Source organism: Tepidiforma flava, from assembly GCF_027594505.1.
GTDB classification, from domain to species: domain Bacteria; phylum Chloroflexota; class Dehalococcoidia; order Tepidiformales; family Tepidiformaceae; genus Tepidiforma; species Tepidiforma flava.
Window position 1 is genome coordinate 2,712,242 of record NZ_CP115149.1, and the last position, 21,282, is coordinate 2,733,523.

The following is a 21,282-nucleotide window of genomic DNA, read 5'->3' on the forward strand; positions in this document are numbered from 1 at the left end:
TCAACCGCGGGGCAGCCCGAGGCCGCGGGTGGCGATGATGTTGCGGTTCACCTCGCTCGTGCCGCCGGCGATGGTGTAGCTGGGCGCGGCGAGCGCCCAGCGTTCGACTCTGCCGCGGAGGGGCGCCCAGCGGGAGCCGGGCTCGAGCTGGCCGGGCAGGCCGAGCACGCGCAGGCCGGTGATCCCCATCTGCCGCTGGAGTTCGGTGCCGAAGATTTTCGAGACTGAGGCCTCGGCGTTCGGGACTTTGCCCTCGCTCTGCATCTGGGCGACGCGGTAGCAGAGCCAGCGGCCGATTTCGAACTCGAGGTACCGCTCGGCCAGCTCGTGCCGGATTTCATCGCGGCGCAGGTGCGGGTGCTCGCGGACGTAGTCGATGAGCGCATAGAGAGTGCTCCGCGTCATGACGACGCGGTTGATGCTCGACCGCTCCTGGTCGAGCGTGGTGGTGGCGATGTACCAGCCGCGGTTCTCTTCGCCGACGAGGCAGTCAGCGGGCACCCGGACATCGTCGAAGAAGACTTCGCAAAAGTGGTGGCTGCCCATCAGGTTGACGAGCGGGCGAACGGTGATGCCGGGCAGCCGCATATCGACCATGAAGTAGCTGATGCCGCGGTGCTTGGGGGCCTCGGGGTCGGTGCGGGCGAGGAGGATGCCCCAGTCGGCCTCCTGCGCGCCGCTCGTCCAGATTTTCTGGCCGTTGATGACGTAGACGTCGCCGTCGCGGACGGCGCGGGTCTGCAGCGAGGCGAGGTCGGAGCCGGCGCCGGGTTCGGAGAAGAGCTGGCACCAGTGGTCGTCGGCGGTGCGCATGCCGGGGAGCCAGCGCTGCTGCTGGGCGGGGGTGCCGTGCATCATGAGGGCGGGGCCGGCGAGCCAGACGCCCTGGTCGTAGGCCCCGGGGGCGCCGGCGGAGCTCATCTCCTCCATGTAGACGGTCTGGGTCATGTAGCTGGCGCCGGCGCCGCCGAACTCTTTCGGCCAGCCCATGGTGAGCCAGCCGCGGGCGGCAAGCTTTTTGCGGAACTGGCGGGTGAACTCCTTTTCCTCGGGCGTCATCTCCTCGCGGTCGTTGCGCATGTCCCACGTCTCGCGGGGGAGTTCGGCATCGAGGAAGGCGCGCACCTCGGCGCGGAAGGCGGCGTGTTCGGGAGCGTCGCGGAAAAGCATGGGGCGGTCCGGGCTGTCAGGATCTCGGCAGGGCGAGTATAGCCGGGCGGGCGGCAGCGGGCGGTGGGCAGGCCGGCGCGGGTGGCGTAGGCTTCCTCCACCCTACCTCGACGGAGACAGCCTGATGCAGTTTCGCGACATCATCTACGACGTTCACGAGGGCGTGGCGCGGATTACGCTCAACAAGCCGGAGAAGCTGAACGCGCTCTCCTGGGGCTCATGGGCCGAGATCGAAAATGCCGTCGCCATGGCCGAAGCGGACGACGCGGTGAAGGCAGTGGTGTTCACCGGCGCGGGCCGCGGCTTCTGCGCCGGGACGGATTTGACGACGGCGACCCGGGAGGAGGACTGGCCGGCGCGGCCGTTCCCCGGGCGGGCGGGGATGATGCGGTCGCGGTTCCTCGCGACGGCGCAGGTGTACCACTGCCGGAAGCCGACGATCGCGGCGGTCAACGGGCCGTGCGTGGGTGCCGGGTTTTCGCTCGCGATGGCCTGCGACATCCGCATCGCCGCCGAGTCGGCGCGGTTCAGCGCCATCTTCGTGAAGCGCGCCATCGTCGCCGACACGGGGTCGACCTGGCTGCTGCCGCGGCTGGTCGGCCCGGAGTGGGCGTACCGGCTGCTGTACACGGGCGAGATCATCGACGCGCGGCAGGCGGAGCGGATCGGGCTCGTGAGCGAGGTCGTGCCGGACGACGACCTGCCGGCCGCGGCCGGCGCGCTGGCCGGGGCCATCGCGCGCGGCCCAAGCGTGGCGATCGAGCTGATGAAGCGGCTCGTGCAGGAGGGCGCGACGCGCGGCCTCGATGAGCAGATCGAGCTGGAGCAGTTCCTGCAGCAGATTACGCACGCGACCGAGGACGCCGCCGAGGGGCGGCAGTCGTTCCTCGAGAAGCGGGAGCCGCGGTTCAAGGGGCGCTAATGAAGAGACGCCACCAGGTTGTCACCTCTCAGCACCGCCGCTGTTCCGGCACGCTGCTTCGGTGCGGCTGACACTTATGGCATGAACCTGTTGTCTGCCATCGCGCCCAAGTCGGTGCCCGCGGACCCGGTGGAGGGGATTGCGGGCCGGGTCGCCTTCACCGCAGCGGTGAAGGCGGTGAAGGCCTCCGCGGAGATGCAGGCCGAGCTCGTGCGGCTGCTGGACCCGAACGTGGGGAAGCACCTCGACCGGAGCGCCTGAAGAACGAGCGGGGTTCGGCTGCTACGCTCTGTGCATCACCACTGTGGGATGCGCATGCGAGAGGTTCCGGCTGAGCTGATTACGGAGACGGTGGCGCGGCTCGCCATCGAAGCGACGCACTTTCTGCCCGAGGACGTCGAAGGGGCGATCCGCGCGGCGCGCCAGACCGAGCGGTCGCCGCTGGCGGTCCAGATCATCGACGAAATTCTCGAAAACGCGCAGGTGGCGCGGGAGCGGATGCTGCCGCTCTGCCAGGACACGGGGACGGCAGTCGTCATCCTCGAAATCGGGCAGGACGTGCACATTACCGGCGGCTACGTCATCGACGCCGTCAACGAGGGCATCCGGCGCGGCTACAGCGAAGGCTACCTGCGGAAGTCGATCGCGGCGCGGCCGTTCAGCGCGCGGGTGAACACCGGCGACAACACGCCGGGCGTCATCCACACGGAGATCGTGCCGGGCGACCGGATCAAGGTGATGTTCATGCCGAAGGGCGGCGGCTGCGAGAACATGTCGCGCTACCAGAACTTCCTGCCGGGCATGGGCAAGCAGGCGGTCATCGACTTCGTCTGCGAGACGGTCGATATGTCGGGCGGCAACCCGTGCCCGCCGCTGGTGATCGGCGTCGGGGTGGGCGGCACAGCCGAAAAGGCGATGACGATGGCGAAGCACGCGCTCTTCCGGAAGATCGGCGAGCGCAGCCCCGACCCGGAGGTGGCGGAGCTGGAGCAGGAGCTGCTGCAGGCAGTCAACGAGCTGGGCGTCGGGCCGCAGGCGGTGGGCGGGAGCACCACGGCGCTGGACGTGTTCGTCGAGACGTACCCGACGCACATCACCGCGCTGCCGGTGGCCGTCAACATCCAGTGCCACAGCGCGCGGACCAAGCAGGCGGTCATCTGAGATGACGGCGCCGCTCCGGCTCGTGCCAGCCGAGGCCGTGGACGCTGAGCGGGTCGCGGACCTCGTGAACCGGGCGTACGCGCGGTACCGGCACCTGTTCGCCGGCCAGCGGACGACGCCTTCGGAGCTGCTGGCCGAAGCAGGGCCGGGCGCGCGCTTCATCGTGGCCGAAGAGGACGGCGTGCTCATCGGGAGCGCGCTGGTCGCGGCGGCGGAGCGGTTCATCGAGCCGGACATGCTGGGGCCGGCGGGGACGCCGCGGCCCGCCCCGGGCGCCATCCCGGCCGGGCACCCGTGGGAGGGGGCGCTCTACTTCGGAATGGCGGCCGTCGAGCCGGCGCGGATGAACGGCGGGCTCGGCCGGCGCATGGTCGCGTTCGCGGAGGAGCTGGGGCGGAAGGAGGGCTACCGGGCCGTCGCGCTCGGCACGGTGCGCGAATTCGGGCTGGTCGACTACTACGAACGGCTCGGCTACCGCGTCATCCACGAAGTCGAACACGCGGCGGGGCACTGGGATTTCCTCGTGCCACACCGGTACTGCGAGATGGTGAAGCCGCTGTGAGGCCGGATGCGCTGGTGATCGAAGAAGCGAGCCCGTGCGATGCGGTCGCCCTGGCGCGGCTGATCAACAGCGCCTACCGGGTGGAGGACTTCTTCAAGGCGGCCGACCGGACGACGCTGGACGAAGTGCGCCAGCTGCTCGAGCGCGAGACGTTCCTCGTCGCCCGGGAGGCAGACGGGAGCATCGCCGGGTGCGTTCGCGTCGCGGCGGAACCGCCGGAGGGGCACTTCGGGATGCTCGCCGTCGACCCGGGGCACAGGGGTGCGGCCTCGGGCGGCGGCTCGTCGCAGCGGCAGAGGCGCGAGCACGGGCGGCGGGCTGCCTGCGGATGTCGCTCGAGGTGGCCAGCCCGCGCACGGAATTGCCGGCCTACTACGCGCGGCTCGGCTACCGCGTCACGGGTGCGAAACCGTGGCCCGCGGAGGCGCTGCACGAGCTGAAGGCGCCGGCCCATTTCATCGTTATGTCCAAAACACTGGGGGAAGACCCCGCGGAGGCACCACATGGCTGATTCGGTACGGCTGACGACGCCGCTGACGGACGACGTGATCGAGGGACTCACGATTGGGACGCACGTGACGTTCAGCGGCGTGATTTACACGGCGCGCGACGCGGCGCACAAGCGGATGATCGAGCTGATGAAGCGGGGCGAGCCGCTGCCCATCGACCTCCGCGGGCAGGTCATCTACTACGTCGGGCCGACGCCGCCACGGCCGGGGGCCGTCATCGGGTCGGCGGGGCCGACGACGGCGATGCGGCTGGACCCGTACACCATCCCGATGCTCGAGGCTGGCCTGAAGGGGATCATCGGCAAGGGCGGGCGGGGACCGGCCATCCGCGAGGCGATCAAACAGCACCATGCGGTCTACTGCATCGCCGTGGGCGGGACGGGGGCGCTCCTCAACCGGCACATCAAGTCGGCCGAGGTCGTCGCGTTCGAAGACCTCGGGACGGAGGCGATCCGGCGGCTGGAAGTCGAGGACTTCCCGGCCATCGTCGTGAACGACTGCCACGGCGGCGACCTGCTGGAAGCCGGCAAGCGGCAGTACCGGACGAGTTCGCGGCCGATCCCGGCCGTGCAGTCGCTCGGGGGGTAGCGGGCGGCGGTCAGCGGCGGCCGAACTGGCGCTCGATCGCCTCGGTGCCGAGGTGGATGAGCGTCGGCCGGCCGTGCGGGCAGGTGCGGGGCGTGGCCGCGGCGGCGAGGTCGTCGACGAGGCGGCGCATCTCCTCCATCGAAAGGGCCATCCCGGCGCGGACGCTCGAATGGCAGGCGATGGTCGCCGCCGCGCGGCCGAACCCGGCGGGCACGCGGTCGTCCCGCTCGATGGCGTCGAGGACGCTCCGCACGGCGTCGACCGGGTCATCGGCGCGGAACCCGTCGGGCACCTGCCGCAGCAGCAGCGCGCCGTCGCCGAACGGTTCGAGGACGAGGCCGAGTTCGGCGAGGTCAGCGGCGGCAGCCTCAGCGACCGCCGCGAGGGCAGCGCCGACCTCCACCAGCACCGGCTCGAGGAGGGGCTGGACGGCCGGTGGCCCCGCGGCAGCGCGCCGGGCGAGGATGCGGTCGTAGACGACCCGCTCATGGGCCGCGTGCTGGTCCACGAGGTACATGCCGTCGGGGCCCTCGGCGACGATGTACGTCGCGTTCAGCTGGCCGACGACGCGGAGGAGCGGCAGGAGGTCGCGGTGGGGCGCCGGCTGGGCCGGCGCCGGCGCGGGCTGCACGGGGCGGGTCAGCGCCAGCACGCCCTGGGTCGGGACCGGGCCCCGGAGGGCCGGCGGCGGCTCGACGCGCGGGGCGGCTGCGGCGTCTGCGTCCGCTGGCGGCGCGGGTGAGGGCGGCTGGCCGCCCGCCCGCTCGGCCGCCGGCGGAGTCACGGAGATGACCGGGCGCCATGCGACCGGCGCGGCCGCCTCGAGGGCGGCGCGGACCGCGAGGCGGATAGCGCGCGCGACGAGCCGCTCATCCCGGAAGCGGACTTCGGCCTTGGCCGGGTGGACGTTCACATCGACCTCGTCGTCCGGGAGGCGGAGGTGGAGCGCCGCGACGGGGAACCGGCCGACGGGCAGCTGCGACTGGTAGGCCTCCGTGACCGCGAAGAGAAGCGCGCGGCTCTGCACCCAGCGGCCGTTGACGAAGATGGAGATGCCGCCGCGGTTGCCGCGGTGCAGGGACGGCGGCCCCGCGAGCCCGGCGACGGTGACCGGGCCCTCGCCGGCCGCGACGTCCAGGACCTGGCGGGCGAGGTCGGCGCCGTACACGGCAGCGAAGGCGTGGCGGATGTCGTCGTCGCCGGGCGTGCTCAGCACGCGGCGGCCGCCGTTGAGCACGTGGAAGGCGATGCCCGGGTAGGCGAGGGCGTAGTGCGCGGCGAGGGTGGTGATGGCCCGGGCCTCGGCGGCCGGCGAGCCGAGGAACTTGCGGCGGGCCGGGACGCGCGCGAAGAGGTCGCGCACGGTGATGGTCGTGCCCTCGGGCGCCGGGCGGGCCATCCGGCGCACCGGGCGGCCTTCGGCGAGGGCGAGGAAGACGCCGACCGGTTCGCCGCGGGCGCGGGTCAGGATTTCGACGTCGGCAGCGGCGGCGATGGAGGGAAGCGCCTCGCCGCGGAAGCCGAGCGTGTGGACCCGGTGGAGGTCATCGACGGAGGCGATTTTCGAGGTGGCGTGCCGCTCGAAGGCCAGTTCGACGTCGCCCGGGGGGATGCCGCGGCCGTCGTCGCTGACTTCGATGCGGGCGATGCCGCCTTCGTCGAAAGCGAGCTGGATGCGCGTCGCGCCGGCATCGATGGCGTTGTCCAGCAGTTCGCGGACGACGGAGACAGGGCGTTCGACCACTTCGCCGGCCGCGATGCGGGCCGCGACTTCCGGGGGGAGGACGCGGATGGCGCCGGCGGTCACCGCGGCACCCGGCCGGCGCGGGCCCGGGCGCGCAGCTCGTAGAGCTTCTGGATCGCTTCGATGGGCGTCATGCCGTCGACATCGAGCCCGGCCAGCTCCTCTTCGATGGGGGAGACGGCAGCGAACAGGGCCGGCTGGAAGGCTTCGGGCGCCACGCGCCCGTTCGCCGGCAGCGCCGGCGAGGAGGCGCCGGGCTGCCGCTGCGCCTCGAACTCCGAGAGGAGGTGTTCGGCCCGATTGATGACCGCGTGGGGCAGGCCGGCGAGCCGGGCGACGTGGATGCCGTAGCTGCGGTCGGCGGCGCCGGGCACGACGCGGTGCTCGAACACGACCTCCCCACCCTCCTCGCGCACCGCGACGTGGGCGTTGCGCACGCGCGGGAGGACGCCTTCGAGCGCAGTGAGTTCGTGGTAATGGGTGGCAAAGAGCGTGAGGGCGGCGCCTTCTTTCCGGTTGTGGAGGAATTCGATGACCGCGCGGGCGATGGCCATGCCGTCGTACGTGCTGGTGCCGCGGCCGACTTCGTCGAGGATGACGAGCGAGCTCGGCGTCGCGCGGTGGAGGATTTGCGCGGTTTCGACCATTTCGACCATGAAGGTCGACTGGCCGGCGGCGAGGTCGTCCTGGGCGCCGATGCGGCTGAAGATGCGGTCGAAGAGCGGGAGCCGGGCCTCGGCGGCCGGGACGAACGAGCCGGCCTGGGCGAGCAGGGCGATGAGCGCGACCTGCCGGAGGAAGGTCGACTTGCCGCTCATGTTCGGGCCGGTGATGACGAGGATTTGTGTGTCGCCGCCGAGGACGCAGTCGTTCGGGACGAAGCGGCCGGTGCCGACGGCGGCCTCGACCACAGGATGGCGGCCCGCCCGGATGTCGAGCTCACCAGCGGTGAACGCCGGGCGGGTGTAGCCGCGCTCTGCGGCGGTTTCCGCCAGCCCGAGGATGACATCGACCTTCGCGACGCCTTCGGCGACGGCCTGGAGCCCGGGAAGCCCGGCAGCCAGCGACTCGAGGAGTGCGGCGAACGCCTGGCGTTCGAGCTCGACGAGCCGGTCGCGGGCGCCGATGAGGCGCGATTCGTACTCTTTCAGCTCCTCGGTGACGTACCGCTCGGCGCCGACGAGGGTCTGGCGGCGCTGGTAGTGCGGCGGGACGAGGGCGGCGTTCGCTGCCGAGACTTCGATGTAGTAGCCGAAAACTTTGTTGTGCCCGACCTTGAGCGATTTGATGCCGGTGCGCTCGCGCTCCTGCCGCTCGAGGCCGAGGAGGAAGCTCCGTGCGTCGCGCGTGAGGGCGTGGAGCGAGTCGATTTCGGGGCTGAAGCCGGGGCGGATGACGCCACCCTCATCGAACGAGGCGGGCGGGTCCTCGGCGAGGGCGGCATCGAGCGCAGCGAGCGGCTCGGCGGCGCCGCTGAAGGCGGAGACGGCCTCGGCGAGCAGCGGCGGCAGCTCCGCTGCCGGAAGCCGCGCGCCGAGGTCGAAGACGGCGCGGAGGCCATCGCGCAGGGCGGCCAGGTCGCGCGGAGTTGCTGAGCGGGCGCCGACTTTGCCGGCGAGGCGCGCGAGGTCCGGCATGCCGCGGAGGACGGCCTGGGCGCGCTCGCGTTCGATGGGGCGGCCCATGGCCCAGGCGACAGCGTCGAAGCGGGCTTCGAGCGCCTCGCGGTCGCGCAGCGGGTGCGAGAGCCAGTGGCGGAGCAGGCGGGTGCCCATCGCCGTCCGGCTCCGGTCGATGACGGCGAGGAGCGACGCCGTCTTGCCGGGGGCGGGGAAGACATCGAGGTTGCGGAGGGTGCGCTCGTCCACCAGCAGCCCTGACTCCGGGCCTTCGGCCCGGACGCGCTGGATGGCGCCGAGGGCGGCGGGGTAGGTTTCGCGGAGGTAGATGAGGAGGTGGGCGACGGCTGCCGCGGCGGCCGGCCCGGGCAGGAGGCCGGCCTGCGCGTGCTCGCCGAACTGGCGGGCGAGTTCGGCTTCGACGGCGAGGTCGCTCAGGAGGGGGCGCTGGACGACCGGGAGGGGAAGGGCCGGCGCATCTGCGAGGTCTTCGAGGAGGAGTTCCGCGAGAGGAGAACGCCCGGCTTCGAGGAGCGCGTCTTCGCCGGGGATGACGCGGACTTCGCCGGTGGTGACGTCGGCGAGAGCGAGCGCGGCGTCGCGGCCGCGGCGGACGAACGCGCCGAGGTAGTTCGGCCGGCCGGCTTCGAGCGAGGCCTCGGACGTGACGGTGCCCGCGGTGACGATGCGGACGACGTCGCGGGGAACGAGGCCTTTGACCTCGGAGGGGTCGGCAAGCTGCTCGCAGATGGCGACGCGGTAGCCGCGGGCGACGAGTTTCGCGACGTGCTGGTCGATGGCGTGGTAGGGGACGCCGGCGAGCGGGACGCGCAGGTCCTTGCCCATCGGCTTCGAGGTCAGCGTGATCTGCAGCTCCTCGGCGACGAGCTTCGCATCGTCATCGAAGGTTTCGTAGAAATCGCCGAGGCGGAAGAAGAGGATGGTGCCCGGGTAGCGCTTGCGGAGGTCGAGGTACTGCTGCCGGATAGGCGTCGACACGCGGCGGAACTCCGGCCCCTTCGCGGGGGCGAAGGCCATTGTAGCGCGGGCGAACGGATGTGCGCCGGGTTAGTCGGCAGCGGCCGCAGCGGGCTGGGGCGCGGCGCGGCGCGCCCAGCGGCCGGGCATCAGCCCCTTGCAGACGCCGGCGCGGCAGACCTTGTCGACGATGTGCTCGACGTACTCGTCGCGGAAGGTCTTGAGCGACGTCTTGATGCTCGTCATCGCGAACTGGCCGTGGAGGCAGTTGGACCAGACGAGCGTGCCGATGAGCTTCTCGAAGTTGTCGAGGTCAGCGTCGCGGCCGCCGCCGGCAGCGATGCGGCGGAGGATTTCGACGGCGCGCTGAGTGCCGCCGTGACAGGTGGTGCAGCGGCCGCAGCTCTCGTCCTCGCAGAAGCCAAGGAAGAAAAGGCAGAGGTCCACGATGCAGGCCGACTGGTCGAAGAAGACGACCCCGCCGGAGCCGAGGAACATGCCGCGCTCGCGGTACGGGTCGAGGGTGAGGGTGAGGTCGATGTCGGAAGCGGGGAGGACGCCGGAGAGCGGCCCGCCGGGCTGGAAACCCTTGAGCGGGAGGTCGCCGCTGAGCCCGCCGGCGTACTGCTCGAGGAGGGTGCGCACCTTCGGGCCGAAGGGGATTTCGATGCACCCGGCCTGCTTCACGTGGCCGGAGAAGGTGAACATCTTGGTGCCCTTCTCCTTGGCGTCGGAGACGGAGCTCCACCACTGGGCGCCGTTGCGGAGGATGAGCGGGGCGTTGGCGTAGGACTCGACGTTGTTGACGTTGGTCGGCTTGTTCCAGAGGCCGGCCTGGGCGGGGAAGGGCGGCTTGATGCGGGGCATGCCGCGGTAGCCGTCGATGGAGTTGATGAGGCCGGTCTCTTCGCCGCAGACGTAGGCGCCGGCGCCGAGGAAGACGATGAGCTCGAAGTTCTTGCCGGTGCCGAGGATGTCTTTGCCGAGGAGGCCCTTTTCGTAGGCCTGGGCGACGGCCTTCTTCATCCGCTCGAAGGCGAGGGGGTATTCGTAGCGGATGTAGATGTAGCCTTCGTCGGCGTGGGAGGCGAGCGCGGCGATGAGCATGCCTTCGATGATGAGGTGCGGGTCGCCTTCCATGAGGATGCGGTTGACCCACGCGCCCGGGTCGCCTTCGTCGGCGTTGCAGATGAGGTAGCGGGGCGAGGCGGTCGCGTTGCGGAGGAAGTCCCACTTGCGGCCGGTGGGGAAGCCGCCGCCGCCGCGGCCGCCGAGGCCGGAATCGAGCACTTCCTTGACGATCGCCTCGGCGTCCATTTCGAGCGCCTTGCCGAAGCCTTCGTAGCCGCCGTGGGCGAGGTAGTGGTCGATGTTCTCCGGGTCGGTGCGGCCGAGATTCGCCATCAGCCGGCGCACCTGGCCTTTCATGAAGGGGTGGTCTTCGAGCAGGGGGATGTCGGGCGTGGCGTTGCCTTCGATGACGCCGAGCGCGAGCGAGGGGAGGTCGCGCCCGGCGGCGATGGCATCGATCAGCTCGTCGACGCGGTCGGGGGTGACGTTGCCGTAGAGGACGGCGTGGGTGCCGGCGGCGGAGCGGACGGACACGCAGGGCTCCATCCAGCAGAATCCCCAGGAGCCGGTGATGCCGACGTCGGCGTCGATTTTCCGGCTGGCCGCGGCGTCGCGGAGGCGGGCGAGCGTCTCCTCGGCGCCGCGGGCGATGGAGGAGGTATCGAGGGTGACGCGGATGCGGACGCGCCCGGAGGCCTGTTCGGCCTGCCAGGCGGCCTTTGCGTCGGCGATGAGCTTCTGCAGGCGTGCGTTCATTCGCCATCCCTCAGCGAACGGATGAGGTCGCGGGCCGATTCCGGCGTGAGGTTTCCGCGGACGCGGCCGTTGACCCAGATCTGCGGGGCTTCGTGGCAGGTGCCATTGCACTGGCCGACGTGGAGGCCGAAGCGGTGGTCTGGCGTCTGCTCGTCGAGGCCGATGCCGAGCTCCTCCTGGATGGCCTCGCGGATGGCTTCGCCGCCGCGGAGCCGGCAGGCAGGGCCGCAGCACCACGCGACTTCGTATTTCGCCGGCGGGTGGGTGCGGAAGTCGCTGTAGAAGGTGACCGCGCCGTAGATGAGCGCGGGGGTGGTGTTGAGCTGGCGGGCGATGACTTCGATGGCCGCACGGGGCACCCAGCCGTAGGTGTGCTGGACCTTGTGGAGCGCTGGCAGGACGTGCCCGCGGCCGGGCTGGAATTCGGCGACGAGCTCCCGGAGCTCCTGCAAACCGGGTTCAGCGGCCATCGACCGGACCTCTCGCTTGTGAAATTCGGTGCAACTGTAGCAGAGCGCGGGCTAATCGGCGCGTGGGCAGGTGCGCGTCAGATGCCGGCGCCGCGGGCGGCGGCGACCCGGGCGGCGTCCTCGTGCATGAGGCGGCCGACCTTTTCGCCGAGCAGGAGGCTGTAGTTCTGGCCCCGGTCCTCGGGGTAGACCTGCGTGGTGTTCGAGAGGTAGAGGCCGTCGATGCCCGTCCGCATCTCCGGGATGGAGCGCGAGTAGTGGGTGGTGATGACCGGCTGGCCGCCGGGGTCCTTGAAGAACCACATGTCGCGGACCCAGTGCCGGGTCGAACGCGGGGTTGAGCCGGCGGATGCCGGCGAGGTAGTGCTCGAAGACCTGCGGCGCGTCCATCTGGAGCACCGGATGGTCGGGTGCGGTGTAGTTGGAGAGGTAGACGACGTGGTTGCCGCCGTACCGCTCGGGGGGCATGAAGTTCGTGTGTTCGATGCAGGCCACGAAGGGCAGGTCGTCGCCGATGGAGAGCCAGTAGAACGGAGTGAGAGGCCGGTCGAGGGCGAGGACGAGGCAGGTGGCCCACTGGTAGCGGACCCGCTCGAGGATGTCGCGGTAGGCGGGCGGCAGGTCCGGCGCGATCTTGAGGGCGATGACGTTGGGGACGGTGAGGAGGACCCCATCGAAGGGGTGGAACGTCCCGGCGGCGCGGAGCCCGGCGACGCGGCCGCCTTCCACGGCGACCTGCTCGACCGGCGTGTTGAGGCGGATAGCGACGCCCTGCGCTTCGAGGCGGTCGGCGAGGGCGCGGTAGTACCGCTTGAAGGAGCCCTCGAGGTAGCCGAGCACCTCTTTCGAGGAGCCGCCCTTCCGGGAGGCGAAGCGGAGGTAGATCTTGTTCCAGAGCCAGACCATGCCGACCTGGTCGGCCTGGTCGGCGAACTTTCCCTTGAGGAGCGGGCCCCAGAAGGCATCGAACGCCTTCCGGCCGACGGCGCGAAGCATCCACTCGCGGGCGGTGACCCCTTCGTACCGTTCGATGCCGTCGGAGCGGCGGCGGAGCCAGAGGGCCGCGAGCCCGAGGCGGATGCGGCTCGTGAGCGGGATGGCCGTGAAGCGGAGCAGGTCGAGCGGCGTGACGAAGGGGTACATCCGCCCGCGGACGAAGTGGGCGTTGCGCGGCTCGATCCAGCGGAGGTACGGCCCGAGGCCGAGTTCCTCGATGTAGCGGATGACGGTGGTGTCGCTGGTGAAGATGTGGTGGTAGAAGCACTCGAGCTCTTCGCCGCCGACGGGGAAGGTGACGACCTGGCCGCCGACTTCGCTGCGTCCTTCGAAGATGGTCACCTCGTGGCCGGCGTCCCGCAGCACCTTCGCGGCGGCAAGCCCGGCGACACCGGCGCCGACGATGCCGACCTTCATGTGAGCGCCCCCCGTTCTTCGACTTCGACCCGGGCGATGCGGCGGAAGGAGACGCCGAAGCTCCAGAGGAGGATGAGCCCGAGAACGGTCGTCGGGATGAGGATGACACCGTGGGCGACGACGGAGTAGGCGGAGGCGACCGCCGGGTCGACGCTCGCGGAGATGAGCACGAGGCGGGCCGCCCATTCGAACGGGCCGGTGCCGCCGAAAAAGGTCGGGATGATGATGGCAAGGTTGGCGGCGGCCAGCAGGAGGCAGTAGTGGGCGAAGCTGACGTGCATATCGAAGCCGAGGCCGATGACGGCGTAGGCGCCGGCTTCGATGGTCCAGGCGAGCCCGGAGAAGAGGATGACGAGCGCGAGCGGCCCCGGCTGGTGGACGGAGCGGAGGCTGCGGACGAGGTTGTCGGCAACCGATTCGACGTGGGGTTCGAAACGGTCCGGCAGCCAGCGGAGGAAGAAGTGGATGACGCGGAACGCGCGCTCCTCCCGCAGGGTGAGAACGTAGAAGCCGATGACGGCGGCGAGGAAGAGCAGGGTGGAGGCGACGGCGATGATTCGGAGCCGGTTGTCTTCGAAGCCGACCAGCGCCCCTGCGACGAGGAGCATGAGCACCAGGGTGCAGCCGTCGAAGAGGCGTTCGACGGCGATGGTGCCGAAGGTGCCCATCTTGGAAACGCGCTCGCGGTCGCCGAGGACGTAGGCGCGGACGACTTCGCCGGCGCGGGCAGGGAGGAGGTTGTTGGCCATGTAGCCGATGATGGCGTAGGGGAAGAGGCGGGCCGGGCTCATCGGCGCGACGGGGCGCATGAGGACGGACCAGCGGATGCAGCGCGCCACGATGGCGACGAACAGGACGGCGGTGCCGGGGATGAGCCAGCGGTAGTCAGCGTCGCCGAGGGCGCTGGCCAGCTCGCGCGGGTGGGTGGCGCGGAGGAAGAGCGCGATGAGGATGGCGCTGACGGCGAGGCTGACCCAGAAGCGGAGGGAGCGGACCACAGGCGGCCTTTCGGGGTTCAGTCGGGGACGGCGAACAGGCGAACACGCGCCGCGCCGCCCTCGACGATCCAGAGCTTACCATCGGGGGTTTCGACCATCCCGTAGGGACGGGACAGGGGTTCGGCGCCGCCTCTTACGGTGGCGAGGAGGCGGCCTTCCGGCGAATAGATGCGGACGAGGCCGGCCGCCGGGAGACCGACGGCGACGCGGCCGTCGCCCAGGACGCGGAGGTACGGCTTGTCGATGACGTCCTGGCCGCCCCAGCCTTCGACCGGGAATTCGCGGAGCGGGGCGCCATCGAGCCCGAGCACCTGGACGCGGCGGTTGTACATGTCCGCCACGTACACGGCGCCGTTGGGGCCGAGCGCGAGGCCGACCGGTTCATCGAACTGGCCCGGCCCGGCGCCGGGGCCGCCGATGGTGCGCACGTATTCGCCGGCGAGGGTGTAGACCYGGATGCGGTCGTTGCCGGTGTCGGTGACCCAGAGCTCGCCATCCGGGGTGACGACGGCATCGCGCGGCCCGAAGAGGTCGAACGGGCCGGGCGCGGCGCCGGTGGGCGGCTGGCCGAAGGTGGCGACGGGCCGGAGGCCGGCGTCGAAGATGCGGATGCGCCAGCCGAAGGTGTCCGCGACGATGACCTCGCCGTTGGGGCCGATGGCGAGGCCCCRKGGCTCCGACTGCTCGGCGGGGTTCTGCGGGTCGACGCGGATGTCGACGGCCTGGAGGAGATTGCCGGCGGGGTCGAACTTCTGCAGCCGGCGGGTGGCGCTGTCGATCACGTAGAGGTTGCCAGCGGCGTCGCGCTCGATATCGACGGGGCTGAAGAACTGGCCGGGCTGGTGGCCGGCGCCGCCGAACACGGGCCGGCCTTCGCTGTCGAGCGTGGGCCGCGGCGGTTCGACGGGCTCCGGGCGGAGGCGGCCGGTCGCGGGGTCGAAATTTGCCGGGAGGAAGGCGTAGGCATCGGTGGAGCCGGGCGGCCGGCCGGGGTCGTGGTCGCGCCAGTAGGCGGCCCAGGCGGTGAGCCAGCCCCGGTCGAGGAAGCCGGTTGCGATGTGCTTCCAGGTGGCGAGGCGGAAGGGGCCGCAATTGCCGCCGCGGGAGGTGCAGGGCTGGCCGGGCTCGACGTCCATCGCCCACTTGTAGGTCTCGTCATACCACCAGCGGTGGGGGTAGCGGACGGGCGCGGCGTAGACGGTGGTCGTCGGCCGGGCGAGGTAGTCCTGGATGCGGCCGAGGTTGCCGGCGGCGACGAGCATGACTTCGTACTGGCCGGCCGGCGGGCCGGCGGAGAAGTCGAGGTAGGAGACGTTGCGGTAGTCGCGGAGGTACCAGGCCCAGGGCCAGGCGAACGAATCGGTGGTGTCGACGGCGATGGGGAGGTCGTAGCCGAGGCCGGTCGCGGCCGCGAGCTGGTTGACCTGGTCGGCGATGTCTTTCAGCTGGGGCGAGCTCTGCGTGTAGACGAGGAGGTCCTTCGGGACGTCGCCGCGCTCGAAGGTCGCGCGGACCATCGTCCGGGCCGAGAACGGCGCGAGCGCACCGACGATCACAACGGCGGCGATGGCGGGGAGCGCGGCCCGTCCGAACGGGCGGGCGAGGCAGGCAACGGCGGCTGCGGCGGCGGCGACGATGCCGAGCCGCGCCGCCTGCATGGCCGCGCCGCCGGGCAGGTAGGCGATGACGAGGAGGGCGCCGAAGCCGATGAGCGCCGCAGCGGCCAGCGTGACGAGGAGACGGGCGGACAGCGGCGGACGCTCCCGCCAGGCGTCCCAGGCGCGCTGGATGCTCCACGCCGCGAGCAGGCAGGCCGGGAGCGCGATGTGGGTGTTGAGCCAGGGCATCTTTTCGGCGCCCCAGGAAAGGGCGAGCCAGATGCCGACGAGCCAGGCGACGAGGAAGCGCGAGAAGGCGTCGCCGCGCACCACGGCCCACCAGCCGCCGAGCAGGACGAGCGCGAGGGGCAGGAATTCGTAGGCGAACATCAGCAGGTGGTAGTAGAACCAGGGCTGTTCGCCGCGGTGCGCGTCCTGCTGGCTGTACCAGTAGTCGAGCGAACCCCAGGGGCCGCTGACGAGGCCGTGGAGGTTCGTCCAGAGCGACGTCATGAGGGTCAGGTAGACGAGGGCGCTGAGCGCGAAGGCGATGCCCCAGACTTTCGGGCGCCACTGCAGGCCGGCGAAGGCGGCGAGGCTCGTCGTGACCGTGAACAGGCCGACGAGCGCGATGCGGTCGCGGACGTCGATGGGGCCCTGCAGGCTCTTCTCCCAGCTCAGGCGGTCCTTCTCCAGGATGCCGAGCGGCTCGAGGAGGGTGACGCGGGCGACCGGGGTCAGCAGCGGCAGGCAGAACGTCCCGAGGAGCAGGAGCACCTCACCGGGGCGGGGCAGGTCGTCGGCCCAATCGAGCCGGCGGCGGAGCGCGCCGATGAACGGCCAGAAGGCCGCGAGGAGCCACGCGTAGGGCGCGAAGGCGAGGGTGAGCGCTAAGCGGCGGAACGGGGTGTCGAGCCGCGCGGTGCTGCGGATGCGGTCTTCGAGGGCGGCGCGTTCGGGCGGGGCGAGGTCGAGCGCAGCGAGCCGGGCGAGGTCTTCGCGGGCGAACCGCTCGGTGCGGCCTTCGAGCGTCCGCTTCGCCAGCAGCGCGGCGAGGTAGAGGTCGAGGTAGACGAGCATGACGGCGAAGACGAGGAACGAGCCTTCCTTCGTCAGCACGTTGCCGGTGAACCCGGCGGCGAAGACGTAGAGCCAGCGGACCCGCCCTTCGTCGATGTAACGCCACATGGCGGCGACCATGAGGAGCGTGAAGGCCGCCATGTAGATGTCTTCGCGGAAGAAGCGGCTGAAGTAGACGAGGGTGGGGGAGAAGGCGATCAGGGCGACGGCGGCGAAGGTGCCGACCGCCCCGAGCCGGCGCCGGAGGAGCAGGGGAAGGGCGACGAGGGCGGTGCCGGCGATGGCCGCGGAGAGACGGCTGGTGTAGTCGTTCGCGCCGAAGATGAAGAAGACGGCCGCCTGGAGATGGTAGTACAGGGGGCCGTGGAAGATGGGGCTGTGGCGGTAATTGCCCTGCAGGAGGCCCCACGACCACTGGGCGTGGATGCTCTCATCGTGGTGGAGGGCGCGTGCGCCGAGGTCCCACGTGCGGAGGAGCACGGCGGCGGCGAAGACGAGGGCGTAGAGGACGACCTCCGCCGTGAGCGGGATGCGGACGGCGAGGAGGCGTTCGAGGCGGGCAGGACGGGCGGGAGCGGCCGCGGTCACGGCTGCTCCCGGATGTAGACGGCTGCGGGGAGGTCGCGCACGGGTAGAGTATTGCGGTTCGCCAGCCAGCGGAGATAGTCGAGGAAGCCGCCATCTGGACCGCGCCTTTCCCTGAGGACGGCCCAGCGGCCCTCGAAGACGCGGAAGCCGTCGGGCGGGGAACCGCCGGCCTCCCAGATGACGACGCTGGCGTTCGGCGGGATGCGGCTCGCGGCGACGAGGCCGCGGCTGCCCCTGAGCGGCCAGGTGAGCGCGTCGGCGAGCGAGGGATGGATGGCGACGATGCCGGAGGGATCGCGCGCCGGGCCGGCGACGATGTCGCGGATTTCGCTGGCCTGGAGGGTCGTGACGGGCGAGGGGAGCGGCTCGTTCGGGCTGCCGCTGGCGACGGCGAAACCGCCGGCGAGCCACGGGACGGCCGCAGCGGCGGCCAGCGGGAGGATGGCGACGGGGCGGGTCGCCGGCCAGCGGAGCAGGAGCGTCAATCCCCCGGCGATGACGCCGGCGAGCACGACGACCGCGACGACTTCGCTCCCGGGGCCAACGCGGCCGAGCCGGGCCCAGTCGAGGAGCGGGCCGAGGAGGGTCGCGGCGGCGAGGAGCGCGCCGGCAAGCGGCCACCCGGCGCGGCGCCAGTCGGCGCTGCCGAGCGATTCGACGAGCCATGCCAGCCCGCGGCCCGCCAGCGGCGCCGCGCTCGCCGTGAGGGAGAGCACCGGGAGGGGGTCGCGGCTGCCGCCGGCGGCGACACACCAGGCGAGGCTGAGGCCGAACCAGGCGGCGGCGAATCGGTCGAGCGGGTCGCTGAAGAGGCCGGCGCGGTCGCGGGCGGCCCGGATGGCGAGGTACCCGCCGGCGAGGACGGCCGGCCCCCAGGCGTAGAGCGCGACCAGGCGCCGGGCCGTCTCGGTCGACCAGTCGGCATCGAATCCGGCTGCGAAGAGGTCGAACGGCGGAACCGTGACTCCCTGCCAGCCGGCCCCGAAGCCGAAACTCGCGGCGAGGACGCCGAGGGCGGCAGCGGCGGCGGCGATTGCCGCCGCGGGTTCGCGCCAGTTCACGCGGGGATGCGCGAGCGCTGCCCCCAGCAGCAGGACGAGGGGCAGCGGCCCGGCCGCAGCCAGCAGGAAGGCTGCGACGGCAACGACGGGCGGGCGGGGGCCAAGCACGGCCAGCGCGGCGAGGCTGGCGGCGATGACCGGCAGGTCGAGCGCAGCGGCCGTCGCCGCGGGGCCGAACGCGATTTGCAGCGGGTCGAAGGCGAGGACGAGGAGGGTCGCGATGGCGGCAGGTTCGCCGATGCGGCGGCGGAGCAGGAAGAGGGAGACGGGGACGGTCAGGGACGCCGCGAGGGCGGCGAGCCGCGGGAGCGTCTCGCTGTCATCGATGCGGAGGAGCAGCGCCGTGAGCGCCTGGTACAGCGTCGGGACGTAGCGCGTGTCGTCGATGCCGACACGGGCCTGCCATGCGCCGGAGAGGGACCAGAGTTCGAGGCCGCCGACGGGAAGCTTCACGAACGCGAGCAGGCGCATGGCGGCGTAGACGGCGGCTGCGGCCGTCCACGCGGCTGCGGCGACGGTGATGCCCCGCGGGCCTGCTGCAGGGGAGGCGGCGGTCGTCGTCATGGCGGGCTGACCGGTTCATAGTGCGGCAGGCGGTAGATACGGTAACGGCCGGCTTCGAAGACCCGGTCGAGGAACGCGTCGTAGTCGGGGAGCGGGCCGGGGTAGCGGGAGAGTTCGACGCTGCCGACCACGAGGTAGCCGGCGCCGTACGTCCGCATCGCCGCAAGGACGGCGTCGGGGGTCGAGGCGAGGTAGGCCTGGTCGACCGCGTCCTGGCGGGCGAGGAATCGCTCTCGATTGGCCGGGGAGTCGCCACGCCACTGGATTTCGTGGAAGTACCAGCCAATGGGCACCTGGCGGCCGGTCCGGGAGGCGATGCGGCCGGCGTCGGTGTAGTCGACGCCGGCATCGACCATGCGGCGGCTGCCGTCGGCCTCGACGACCCAGCGGCGGCCCGTGGCTTCGATGAGGACCGCGCCGGGCGGGACGTTGTGCTCCACCCACCGCACGAGGGCGTATTCGCCGGGGTCGGCGGATTGCAGCCAGGCGAGGCCGTCGATGGCCGTCGGCCGGCTGAAAGCTTCGGTGCGGTTGAAGGCAGCGAGGAGCGGGTAGACGAGTCCGCCGGCGAGCAGGATGGCGGCGGCCGGGACCGCCGCGCGGGCGGCGATGCGGCGGGATCGGCGCGCCGCGCCGTGAGCGTCGAAGGCCGCCGCGAGGAGGCCGGCGGCGGCGACCGCCCCGGCGATGCCGAGCAGGAGCCATGCCTGGTAGCTGAGCTTGAAGACGGTGTTGAGGCGGGGAACCGACCCGAAGAAGACATCGCGGACGAGGAAGAGCTCGGCGCCGTAGAGCAGGAGCGCGCCGGCGGCCCCGAACGCAGCGGCCGGAGCGGCGCCGTTTCGCCGGGATGCGAGCGCGAGCGCCAGCGCGGCGAGCGCCCAGGTAAGCCCGCCGTACACCGCGAGCGTGACCCAGCCGGCTGCGCCCCGGTTCTCGGCGGCAGCGGCGAGGTCGCCGCGGAGCGCTGCGAGGCCGACCCAGCCGACGAACGGGAGGACGGCAACCCAGCCGGCGACGGCGGCCGCGGGCCCGAGCCGGCGGAAGCCGGGCGCAAAGGCGAGCAGGCCGATGCCGGCGAAGGCGAGCGGGACGCCGAACTGGAGGAAGGCGTGCGCCGGCCGCGTGCCTGCCCCGGTGTAGGCGTAGAGGCCGCTCGCCTGGGAGCTGAAGGTGAGCCACCACGGGGCGTAGAGCGCGAGCGCGAGGAGGCCCGCCGGAGCGAGCCAGCCGGCAGCGGACGCGAGGGCGCGGGGCAGCGGCTGCTCCCGCCAGCTGCGGCCGACGGCGGCAAGGCCGAGGAGGGCGGAGAACGTGACGACGTCCCAGGTGTTCTGGAAGGCGAGGCCGCCGAAGATGACCGCTGCCGCCGCAGGGCGCCAGGGCGACCGGGCCGCGCTCCGCCAGGACAGGACGCCCCGGGCGCGCCAGAGGCTCGCGGCGAACGCCGCTGCGAGCGTCATGAGCGGGAGGGCCATGACGTGGGGATGGAGGTCGCCGAGGAGGAAGCTGAAGAACGGGAACTCGGTGATCGTGCCGGGGATGACGCGGGAGCCGCGCCACCAGAACCAGTATTCGGTGGGATACCACGCCGAGGTGCGCTGGCCGGGCGGGCCGGCGTAGCAGTCGGCTGACTGGCCGGGTTCGCACGGCAGCAAGTTTTCGACCCCGAAGGCGCGGTAGAGGGACTCGTTATAGCGCTCGTGCGCGGCCGCCCATTCGAAGACGGCGGAGAGCGACCCGACGAAGAGAACGAGCGCGAGCGCCGCGGCCGGGGCCGCAGCGGCGAACCGGCGCGACCGTCGCGGGAGCGCCCAGCGGGCGAGCGCCCAGCTGAGCGACACCAGCCCGGCAGCAGTCGCGGCAAAAGTGGCGGCGAGCCCGAGGTTGTAGCCGGTCGAGGCCGGGACCCCGGCAATCGAGGCGAGGACGCCGACCTGGAGGTAGCCGAAGTAGTAGTAGCTGACCCGTTCGCCGGCGAGCCACGGGTCGCGGGGCGGGTAGTCGGGCGAGACCATCGCGGCGTTGAGGAAGAGCAGGTCCATCGGCTGCTCGGTGCCGACGATCTCGGCGTTGTACGAGCGGAACGCGGCGGACGCGAGGAAGGCGCCCGTGAAGATGCTGGCCGCGATAGCCGCTCCCGCCCCGACGCGGGCGAGTTCGCGCCGGTGCAGGCGGAGGCGGCCGGCCAGCTGCGCGGCTGCGGCGGCGGCGAGGACGGCCGCGAGGAGGTAGCCCCCGCGGCCGGGCGGCAGGATGTCGGCGGCGCGGAGCAGAAAGTACGGGAGGGCGACGGCCAGCAGGCCGAGCGGAACGGCGAGGCCGGCCCCGGCGTCCGGGAAGCGGCGGAAGAGGGCCGCGGCAAAGGGGAGGCCGATCGCGCCCAGCAGCATCGCGGCGAGCCAGGCGGCGAGCACGGCCTCCATCGCG

General features: G+C 71.8%; 15 protein-coding genes and 1 pseudogene. 6 read left to right on the forward strand and 10 right to left on the reverse strand.

Features of this window, described 5'->3' with window-relative positions; all coding sequences use genetic code 11:
• A complete protein-coding gene (locus tag O0235_RS14735; RefSeq protein WP_270056528.1) occupies positions 1-1,170 on the reverse strand; it encodes an acyl-CoA dehydrogenase family protein in 1,170 nt (389 codons plus the stop codon).
• Positions 1,171-1,294: 124 nt separating this feature from the next.
• Here O0235_RS14735 and O0235_RS14740 point away from each other — a divergent pair, with 124 nt between their 5' ends.
• From O0235_RS14740 to O0235_RS14765, 6 genes and pseudogenes are all read left to right on the forward strand, one after another.
• Positions 1,295-2,092 (forward strand): enoyl-CoA hydratase/isomerase family protein, encoded by a 798-nt coding sequence (locus tag O0235_RS14740; protein WP_270056529.1) that lies wholly within the window; start codon positions 1,295-1,297, stop codon positions 2,090-2,092.
• Positions 2,093-2,173: 81 nt separating this feature from the next.
• Positions 2,174-2,353, forward strand: a complete 180-nt coding sequence (locus O0235_RS14745; protein WP_270056530.1) for a hypothetical protein — start codon at positions 2,174-2,176, stop codon at positions 2,351-2,353.
• A 54-nt stretch (positions 2,354-2,407) separates the two neighbouring features.
• Positions 2,408-3,253 carry a fumarate hydratase gene (locus tag O0235_RS14750; protein WP_270056531.1) on the forward strand — a complete coding sequence of 282 codons (846 nt, stop codon included), beginning with the start codon at positions 2,408-2,410 and terminating at the stop codon, positions 3,251-3,253.
• A 1-nt stretch (position 3,254) separates the two neighbouring features.
• Positions 3,255-3,815 (forward strand): GNAT family N-acetyltransferase, encoded by a 561-nt coding sequence (locus tag O0235_RS14755; protein WP_270056532.1) that lies wholly within the window; start codon positions 3,255-3,257, stop codon positions 3,813-3,815.
• A 125-nt stretch (positions 3,816-3,940) separates the two neighbouring features.
• Positions 3,941-4,326: pseudogene (locus O0235_RS14760) on the forward strand (GNAT family N-acetyltransferase).
• The gene (locus O0235_RS14765; RefSeq protein WP_270056534.1) at positions 4,319-4,912 is read left to right on the forward strand and encodes a Fe-S-containing hydro-lyase; all 594 of its coding nucleotides are present in this window, start codon (positions 4,319-4,321) and stop codon (positions 4,910-4,912) included. Before O0235_RS14760 ends, O0235_RS14765 begins: the two are co-directional and overlap by 8 nt.
• A 10-nt stretch (positions 4,913-4,922) precedes the next feature.
• Here the strand turns inward: O0235_RS14765 and mutL are convergent, their stop codons facing one another.
• The 9 genes from mutL to O0235_RS14810 form a co-directional block, all read right to left on the reverse strand.
• Entirely contained in the window at positions 4,923-6,719 is a 1,797-nt protein-coding gene (gene mutL / locus O0235_RS14770) for a DNA mismatch repair endonuclease MutL (RefSeq protein WP_270056535.1), read from the reverse strand.
• On the reverse strand, positions 6,716-9,274 hold the full coding sequence (gene mutS / locus O0235_RS14775) for a DNA mismatch repair protein MutS (protein WP_270056536.1): 2,559 nt from the start codon (positions 9,272-9,274) through the stop codon (positions 6,716-6,718). Before mutS ends, mutL begins: the two co-directional genes overlap by 4 nt.
• A gap of 69 nt (positions 9,275-9,343) precedes the next feature.
• Complete coding sequence (locus O0235_RS14780) at positions 9,344-11,080, reverse strand: NADH-ubiquinone oxidoreductase-F iron-sulfur binding region domain-containing protein (RefSeq protein ID WP_270056537.1); 1,737 nt, start codon at positions 11,078-11,080, stop codon at positions 9,344-9,346.
• Positions 11,077-11,550, reverse strand: a complete 474-nt coding sequence (locus O0235_RS14785) for an NADH-quinone oxidoreductase subunit NuoE family protein (protein WP_270056538.1) — start codon at positions 11,548-11,550, stop codon at positions 11,077-11,079. The genes O0235_RS14780 and O0235_RS14785 overlap by 4 nt, the downstream gene beginning before the upstream one ends.
• A 51-nt stretch (positions 11,551-11,601) precedes the next feature.
• Positions 11,602-12,963, reverse strand: coding sequence for an FAD-dependent oxidoreductase (locus tag O0235_RS14790; RefSeq protein ID WP_270056539.1), 1,362 nt, complete (start codon positions 12,961-12,963; stop codon positions 11,602-11,604).
• A complete protein-coding gene (locus O0235_RS14795; protein ID WP_270056540.1) occupies positions 12,960-13,961 on the reverse strand; it encodes a lysylphosphatidylglycerol synthase transmembrane domain-containing protein in 1,002 nt (333 codons plus the stop codon). The genes O0235_RS14790 and O0235_RS14795 overlap by 4 nt, the downstream gene beginning before the upstream one ends.
• Positions 13,962-13,978: 17 nt before the next feature.
• On the reverse strand, positions 13,979-17,227 hold the full coding sequence (locus tag O0235_RS14800; RefSeq protein ID WP_270056541.1) for a flippase activity-associated protein Agl23: 3,249 nt from the start codon (positions 17,225-17,227) through the stop codon (positions 13,979-13,981).
• Positions 17,224-18,852: a hypothetical protein gene (locus tag O0235_RS14805; RefSeq protein WP_270056542.1), complete on the reverse strand. Its 1,629-nt coding sequence runs from the start codon at positions 18,850-18,852 to the stop codon at positions 17,224-17,226. Before O0235_RS14805 ends, O0235_RS14800 begins: the two co-directional genes overlap by 4 nt.
• On the reverse strand, positions 18,849-21,278 hold the full coding sequence (locus O0235_RS14810; RefSeq protein WP_270056543.1) for a DUF2298 domain-containing protein: 2,430 nt from the start codon (positions 21,276-21,278) through the stop codon (positions 18,849-18,851). Before O0235_RS14810 ends, O0235_RS14805 begins: the two co-directional genes overlap by 4 nt.
• Positions 21,279-21,282: the final 4 nt, after the last annotated feature.